Consider the following 7,670-nt stretch of genomic DNA (forward strand, 5'->3'; position numbering starts at 1 on the left):
AAATTACTGCTGCACCGGCTTTTTTTGTAACTTGCGCTGCAAAGTACGTCTGTGCATATTAAGTTGCCTTGCGGTAACCGACACATTGCCATTATTACTGTGTAATACTTGTTGAATATGCTCCCACTCTAAGCGCTCCGGCGACATAACCGCATCACCAATAACATTCGATGCCGATGCCACAGGCTCGGTGTTAAGCGCTTTTAATAAAGTTGCCATATCAACCGGCTTAGTAAGGTAATCGTTTGCGCCTAAACGCATTGCCTCTACTGCGGTTGCTATACTTGCAAACCCAGTTAGTAAAACAATATGAGCCTGAGAGAGCAAACTACGCAGCGGCTTTATGAGTGCAAGTCCGTTATCGTCACCTAGTTTCATGTCTAATAAAACAAAGTCGGGCAATAGTTTACGCGCGGTAAGTAACGCATCACTTTGATTATGCGCCACCTCGCAGATAAAGCCTTGTTTAGTTAAGCGCCTTGCCAGTGTGCTGGCTAAATTTATGTCGTCTTCAATTATAAGTAACTTCATAAGGCGTTATTCTCAGTGTTTACAATAGCGAGTTTAACTTTGGCGACAGCGCCGCCATCTGCATGGTTAAACAAGGTAAGTGAGCCATTTAAACGCTCAAAAGTAACGTTGGATAAAAGCACAGCAAGCCCCATTCCTTGATCGCTTGGCATAAGTTGCCCGCCCAGCTCTGCTAATTGCGATGATGAAAAGCCAGGGCCAAAATCACGAATTAACAAGTAAACGCATTCACTATGTAAGTTATCTTGCTGCCAACTCAGCTCTAATTGAGTTTGGCCTTGTTTTTGATTAGCGAGCGCGGCGTTCTGCAATAAATTTAAAATAGCAGGCAATAACATGGCATCACTTATCAATGTTGCTGCAATAGGTGGCGTAATCCATTTAATGTGCTGATCAGGGTATTGTAGTAAAAGCGTATCTGTAATTTGCGTTTGTAGTTGCTTTGCGGTGGTATGCTCTTGCGAATTTTTAAGACGTAATTGCTCTGAGAGTTTTCTAAAGTCGTTAAGTTGTGTACTGCACTGAGTAAGCGGCGCTTGCATGTGCTTAACAATAGGATTGTTTGGTTGATCCTCTAATAACTCTTCAAACAGTAACTGTAAATTTGCAATTGGGGTCGCTAGTTGATGGGTTATTTGTGCAGCAGCCCCATCAAGGGTAACAAGCTGTTCATTACGCAATTGTTTTTCACGCACGTTTGCAATAATTCGCTCTCGCTCTTTAAGTGCCCTGCTCATTGCGCCAATCACTAATGCGATTACGCTAGCACTTAAAACAAAATTAACCCACATGCCAATAAAGTGACCACTCATATTCATTTGATGCATGCTGTGATCGGGCATCTTAATCAGTAAAAAACTGTATGCGGCAATAGCTAATACCGCAATATAAGCTAATCCTTTTTCTCGCAGCGTAACAGCAGCGATCATTATTGGCAGCAATAACAGTGATACAAATGCATTGGTTGCACCGCCACTTAGTGAGAGCAAAACCGTTAAAAATAATACATCAGCGGTTAGCTGCATCAACATACCCAAAGGTTTAGCGCGGCTTACATTACGATAGGCAAACAGGCTAATAAGCTGAAACACAGCCTCAACGGCAATAACAATCAGTAAAGGCAGTAATGCAATTTGATGTTCAAGTAAAAAATAAACGCTAAGCACCGCGATTAATTGCACCGCAATAGCGCCGCTTCGCAGCATTAATAGTCGACTAATGGTGGGGTCGGTTTGCATTAACAAGAGGTTATTGCCCAATCAAATATTTAATAAGGTTATTTTAACGGTTATGTAATTTTTAATCATCATCCATCGAAATTGAAAACGGCGCACAAGGCGTTCCTTGGTGAAACACCATTTGCCATTGCTCACCTTGCTTACGCCAAAGCGACATACGCAATGAATAATTAAATTCACTGCGAGCAGAGCGCCTATAAGCTGCTTGATAACTAAGTTGCACTACATCATCGCTCAGCATTCGGCCCTTAAAATGCTGATTATAAAACTGTGGCACAACCTCGGTAGGTAAGCGGGTAAGTACTTGGTATTTATTAAATGTAGTGCCATTGGCAGCAATTTCGATAAATTCATCATCGAGTAAAGCATCTAATGCGCGCTCAGATTGGCGAACTTCTGGGTCTAGTAACTGGCGCTCAGCGTCAATCAAATGATTAAACAACGACACTTTTATTTTGCTGCTCATAACCTTCCCTATTGTTTATAAACTTGCCCGGCTTTCATAACAAATTGCACGTTTTTAAGTACGTCGATATTTTTAAGCGGTGAGCCATTCACACTGATAATATCTGCTTGTTTACCAACACTCAAGTCGCCAATGAATGCGCTTTGCCCCAGCAGTTTAGCTGCATGTATGGTTGCTGATTTAATAGCTTGGGCTTCGCTCATTCCATTGTTTACCATTAAACTAAATTCGTTAGCATTGAGCCCATGACGCGACACCCCAGAGTCTGTTCCAAAAGCTATATTAACCTTGTTTTTCAGTGCAAGTTTAAACGAAGCCTGCATTTTTGGAGTCACTTCACGCACTTTGTCGGCTATTGCCGGTGGCATATTTGGATTTGTAAGCACCTCTTCACTTACCGTTGCACCCGCTAAAAGCGTCGGTACTAAATAAGCTCCCGTTTTTTTAAATAACTTTATTGCCTCTTTATCTAAATAAGAGCCATGCTCAATAGAATCTACACCGGCTTTTAAGGCCGCTTTTATACCTTGTGTACCGTGTGCATGCGCTGTAACTTTACGCCCTAAGTGATGAGCAGTATCAACAATTGCAATCAGCTCTGCATCTGTAAGTTGTTGGTTAACACCAGCAGCGGTATTACTTAGTACTCCACCCGTGGCAGTAATTTTAATTACATCAGCGCCACTTTTAATTACCTCGCGTACCGCACGGCTACAATCATCCGCGCCATTACATATACCAATCCCACCTGTAATCGCATCTGTAATATCTTTTCGATAACCGTGCATATCTGCGTGTCCACCGGTAGGTGATATTGTATTACCCGCTGCAAAAATGCGAGGGCCGTTAATATCATTTCGGTCAATAGCACGTTTTAGCGGAAATATAACTTTGTGATCGCTACCTAAATCTCGCACTGATGTAAAACCCGCATCGAGCGTACGTTGTAAATATTTAATTGAGCGCAAAGCATAATCGGCATCATATTCTGTTGCCCAGCGGTGAGGGTTTGCTTTAGCATCTCGCTCAAACGTAACGTGAACATGCATATCAATAAGACCAGGCATTACAAATTGATTTTTAAGATTTATAATATCGGCATCAGGTAGGTTAAGTTCTGCTTTTGTGAGGTAGCCGTTTTTAATGGCTGTTATTGTATTATCTGTTATGACTAACGTTTGCTCTGTTTTTACTTTTTGATCCTCGGATGCAAGTAAACTGCCCGCATAAATAATTTTATGCTGTTGAGCAAAAGCCCCATTTGCTATTAATGCCAGCGTTATTGCAGTGAATGTTGTTATTAGTGTTGTTTTCATACTTGCTCCTTTTTTATACTAGCATTACCTTAAATAACCTGTAATTGCGAATATTTACGACACAAAGCATGCTATAAACTAGTCTTGAAAGCCGTTTTTTGGTATAACTCACCCATTAGAAATACATGTCAGACCACCTTAAGAGAACATACTATGCCTTACGCACATATCACTGGTTGGGGTAAATGCATTCCACCAGCAAGCATTAGCAACGATGAAATTAGTGAAATAGTTGATACCACCGACGAGTGGATAACCACGCGTACAGGCATTAAATCTCGCCGAGTGAGCCATGTAAGTACCGCCGAGCTGGCAACCGTTGCTGCTAAGCATGCTATTGCGTGCGCGGGCGTTGATCCTAAAGATATTGATTTAGTGATATTAGCCACTTGTACACCTTCTACTGTTGTGGCAAATACCGCCTCACAAGTGCAAAAAAATATTGGTGCAACTGGCGCTGCCGCAATGGATACAAACGCGGCATGTTCGGGCTTTTTATATGCATTGCAAGCTGCTACAGCACAAATTCAAGCGGGTATGATCAAAAAAGCAGTGGTCATTGCCGCTGAGCGTATGACCTGGTACGTAAACTGGGCACGCCGTGACAGCGCTGTATTATTTGGCGATGGTGCAGGTGCGGTCGTACTTGAAGCAGCAGATACACCAGCGGGTCTACTTGGTACTAAAACCGGTTGTGACAGTGAAGACCGCGATATTTTACACATCACTAACTTTGGTAGTGATTTAAATAAATATGAGCCAATTGGTCCATCTGATTTATTATTTGAAGGTCGTGAAATTTTCAAACGTGCTGTCAAAGGCATGAGCGAAGCGTGCGACGACGTACTTAAACAAGCCGATTTGAGCCTTGATGACATTAATGTACTCGTTCCACACCAAGCTAACTTACGTATTATTCAGGCTATTCAACATCGTTTAAAAGTACCTGACGAAAAAGTAATGGTTAACATTGGTGAGTATGGTAATACCTCTGCTGCTACGATTGCTATTGCGTTATGTGAAGCCGTTGAGCAAGGGTTAATTAAACCGCATTCAAACATTATGTCTGCTGCATTTGGTGCAGGCCTTACCTGGGCTGCAAGTTACATAAAATGGGGCGAACGCGTAACGCCTATTAGTGTAAGCGATGCCGCTTTACCGCCATGTGATAAAACCGGTTTAGAACTTGTAGCACCGGCCGTTAAAGCATGTAAAGAAGCGCAGCCAAGCTAACACAACATGTAATAAGTCACATATAAAACGCACTTAATTAAGTGCGTTTTTGCTTTTTAAGGAATTAAATTTGAAACTTTTAGGTATTCACCACGCTGCCATTATTTGCAGTGACTATGCACGTTCTAAACACTTTTATAGCAATGTACTTAAACTTAACGTTATTAATGAGCACTTTAGAGCTGATCGTAATTCATATAAATTAGATTTAGCCATGCCCGATGGTAGCCAAATAGAGCTATTTTCGTTTGATGGATCGCCCGCAAGACCAAGCTATCCCGAAGCACAAGGCTTAAGACATTTAGCTTTTAAGGTAGCGGATGTACAGATTGCAAAAACGTATTTAGAGTCGTGCGAAGTAAACGTTGAGGATATTAGAGTGGATGAAATAACCGGCAAAAAGTTTACCTTTTTTGCCGATCCAGATAACTTGCCACTTGAGCTTTATGAGGTTTAAAACTCATAAGCTCAAGTTCTTACTATTGAATCAAAAACTTATTTATTAAAACGATTTTGTAAGTAGTTAAATACAGCACGAATACCTAATGCTTCACCACCCGTTGGACGACCTGGTAATGCACGTAAGTTCCACGCCATTACATCAAAGTGTACCCACGGTGTTGTTGGCTCAACAAATTCTTTTAAGTAAAGCGCCGCAGTAATAGCACCACCAAACGGTGTGCTTGCGCAATTTGCCATATCGGCTACATCACTTTTTAGTAAGTTTTTATATTGCTCAAACAGCGGAAGTTGCCAAACAGGATCATGTACACTTAAACCTGCATCAATAATACCGTTTGCTACATCGCGCTCTGTTGAGAAAAAGCCCGGAAGCTCCGTGCCTAAAGCAACACGACATGCACCCGTGAGGGTAGCAAAATCAATAATTAGCTCAGGATTATCGTTTTGTGCTTCGCTTAATGCATCACACAATACTAAGCGCCCTTCTGCGTCTGTATTATCAATTTCGACCATAATGCCTTTGCGTGTTTTAACAACATCGCCAGGGCGAAATGCATTGCGCGATACTGCATTTTCAACAGCGGGTACAAGCACTCGTAATCTAATTGGTAAGTTAGCTGCCATAATAAGTTGTGCTAGTGCAATTACGTGCGCCGCCCCGCCCATGTCTTTTTTCATGTTACGCATGCCAGAGCTTGGTTTTAAATCAAGTCCACCAGAGTCAAAACATACGCCCTTACCTACTAGTGTAATTAATGGGGCATCTGTTGCACCCCATTTTAAATCGAGTAAACGCGGTTTATTTTCGCTTGCACGACCCACCATGTGAATAGTCGGGTAGTTTTGCTCTAGTAACTCATCGCCAATCCACTGTGAAAATTCGCCATTGTAAGTTGCAGCTAAATCTTCCATTACTTGCGATAAATGTTGCGGCATCATATCTACCGCTGGCGTATTAACTAGATCACGTGCAAGTGTAATAGCATCAGCTTGTTGGCTAATACGGTCAAACAACGCTTTATCGCTAATGGCTAATTGCGCTTTTGCTGTTGGTTTTTCTTTATATTCACTAAATTCGTAACCACCAAGCACAAACCCTAAAGCAACTTGCTCTACAAAAGCGCTCTCGCCTTGAATTTGATAAGTACCAGTAGGAAGTGTATTTGCTAAATTACCCGCAGCCCAAAAATCATCGCTACTTTGCATTAAACAAAATACCTGGCTTAACTCGCCCGTTTTAGCATCAGGGATTAAAGCAACACCTTGCTTTTCGAAACCTGTATTAGTTAACCAATTTTGTATAAATGCAGGCTGCTGTGCTTGCCAGTCAGATAATTCGTTTTTAAGAATAAAAGATAAAGGAATACCAGAAGATGTATGACGTAGTAATGCACTCATTAAAAAGCTCATATAATATAAAAATGGTACTTAAGAGCATATCAATAAGCGCACCTAAAAGGTATCGCTAATTTGAAGGGATTTTAGCTACTTTTTTAAGCTGTTTTTGGATTCTTGCTTTTGATTTTCTTGATCTATTTTAGCATCAAGTTCTTTAATAGATTTGCTCATATTAAACGAACTTGGCAGTACATCAACTCCCACCAAACTCCCTAATTTAACAACTAAAGGAATTGTAAGCGGGGCAAAAGGTAATACAGCAAACACACCGAGCCCTAGCCCTTTTAGAATATCAACAAACTGTTCATTAGCGCGTTTTAACTCCTCTTTACTTGTTTGGCCTTGGGTATAGCGCCTATAAATAGAGAGCATTTCTTTGGTTTCTTGTTTTTCTTGGGCAAGTGCGATTTTAAGCGCCACCATAGCACGACGAAAACGCAGCTGTTGGCGTTTCTTACTAATTTTAACTACCCGCCAAGGCGCACGGTGAATAACTTTATATAATCGCATAGCTTTTATTTTCACACAGCGGCGCAGGTTCACAAAGAATAATTTACTTGCTACGGCCTTTCACTTACTCTTATTGCACCAAATTAGTATTAAATACATACAATAATGCAAAATTTATCAAGTCAGATACCGCAAAAGCCTGAAAAACCGAAGTCTGATGAATGCTGTGGCGGCGGTAGTTGCTGCCCCTGTGTGTGGGATGAATATAAAGAAAAATTAGTGGCTTGGCGCTGCATACAAAACATTAAAAAACACAAGGAAGAAACAAATAAATAACATTTTAATATTTCCAACGCATTAAAATTCCTCTTAACAACCCTATTTGCACTTATTTAGTTCATTTCCACTTCACTTTGCACCACTGTTGCATTTTTTATTAAATTGAACCTTTTTGTTATCAAACGGTTAATTAACAATTGCTCTCCTCGTTTTTTACCTATAGTCTGTAGATAGGACTTCACAAAAAGTAAGCTTAATTGATTAGGCTTTTGAGGTAAGACCTCAAACTTATGTGAA

The 7,670-nt window shown here is 40.9% G+C and carries 10 protein-coding genes; 3 read left to right on the top strand and 7 right to left on the bottom strand.

Translation table 11 applies throughout. The features are described 5' to 3' along the window. Positions 1-3 precede the first annotated feature (3 nt). From CXF89_RS01500 to CXF89_RS01515, 4 genes are all read right to left on the bottom strand, one after another. Complete coding sequence (locus tag CXF89_RS01500; protein ID WP_121953608.1) at positions 4-531, bottom strand: response regulator transcription factor; 528 nt, start codon at positions 529-531, stop codon at positions 4-6. Next, positions 528-1,769, bottom strand: a complete 1,242-nt coding sequence (locus tag CXF89_RS01505) for a sensor histidine kinase (RefSeq protein WP_180961368.1) — start codon at positions 1,767-1,769, stop codon at positions 528-530. The genes CXF89_RS01500 and CXF89_RS01505 overlap by 4 nt, the downstream gene beginning before the upstream one ends. A 61-nt stretch (positions 1,770-1,830) precedes the next feature. Beyond that, positions 1,831-2,235 (bottom strand): nuclear transport factor 2 family protein, encoded by a 405-nt coding sequence (locus CXF89_RS01510; RefSeq protein ID WP_008171412.1) that lies wholly within the window; start codon positions 2,233-2,235, stop codon positions 1,831-1,833. 8 nt (positions 2,236-2,243) lie between these two features. Next, positions 2,244-3,551, bottom strand: coding sequence for a metal-dependent hydrolase family protein (locus tag CXF89_RS01515; protein ID WP_121953610.1), 1,308 nt, complete (start codon positions 3,549-3,551; stop codon positions 2,244-2,246). A 153-nt stretch (positions 3,552-3,704) separates the two neighbouring features. Between CXF89_RS01515 and CXF89_RS01520 the strand changes: the two genes are divergently transcribed. Both CXF89_RS01520 and CXF89_RS01525 read left to right on the top strand, forming a co-directional pair. Next, positions 3,705-4,784: a ketoacyl-ACP synthase III gene (locus tag CXF89_RS01520; protein WP_024600537.1), complete on the top strand. Its 1,080-nt coding sequence runs from the start codon at positions 3,705-3,707 to the stop codon at positions 4,782-4,784. A gap of 70 nt (positions 4,785-4,854) precedes the next feature. After that, on the top strand, positions 4,855-5,241 hold the full coding sequence (locus tag CXF89_RS01525; protein ID WP_121953611.1) for an SMU1112c/YaeR family gloxylase I-like metalloprotein: 387 nt from the start codon (positions 4,855-4,857) through the stop codon (positions 5,239-5,241). 38 nt (positions 5,242-5,279) lie between these two features. On the opposite strand, the gene CXF89_RS01530 is transcribed toward CXF89_RS01525, so the two are convergent. Both CXF89_RS01530 and CXF89_RS01535 read right to left on the bottom strand, forming a co-directional pair. After that, positions 5,280-6,644, bottom strand: coding sequence for a leucyl aminopeptidase family protein (locus tag CXF89_RS01530; protein WP_121953612.1), 1,365 nt, complete (start codon positions 6,642-6,644; stop codon positions 5,280-5,282). Between the two features lie 87 nt (positions 6,645-6,731). Next, the gene (locus tag CXF89_RS01535; RefSeq protein WP_121953613.1) at positions 6,732-7,154 is read right to left on the bottom strand and encodes a hypothetical protein; all 423 of its coding nucleotides are present in this window, start codon (positions 7,152-7,154) and stop codon (positions 6,732-6,734) included. A 105-nt stretch (positions 7,155-7,259) separates the two neighbouring features. Here CXF89_RS01535 and CXF89_RS01540 point away from each other — a divergent pair, with 105 nt between their 5' ends. Then, positions 7,260-7,430 carry an oxidoreductase-like domain-containing protein gene (locus CXF89_RS01540; RefSeq protein ID WP_076925739.1) on the top strand — a complete coding sequence of 57 codons (171 nt, stop codon included), beginning with the start codon at positions 7,260-7,262 and terminating at the stop codon, positions 7,428-7,430. Positions 7,431-7,486: 56 nt separating this feature from the next. On the opposite strand, the gene CXF89_RS21275 is transcribed toward CXF89_RS01540, so the two are convergent. Then, a partial coding sequence (locus CXF89_RS21275; protein WP_219621659.1) for a hypothetical protein occupies positions 7,487-7,670 on the bottom strand: 184 nt, incomplete at its 5' end.

The organism is Pseudoalteromonas sp. MelDa3, from assembly GCF_002863625.1.
Classification (GTDB): Bacteria; Pseudomonadota; Gammaproteobacteria; order Enterobacterales; family Alteromonadaceae; genus Pseudoalteromonas; species Pseudoalteromonas arctica.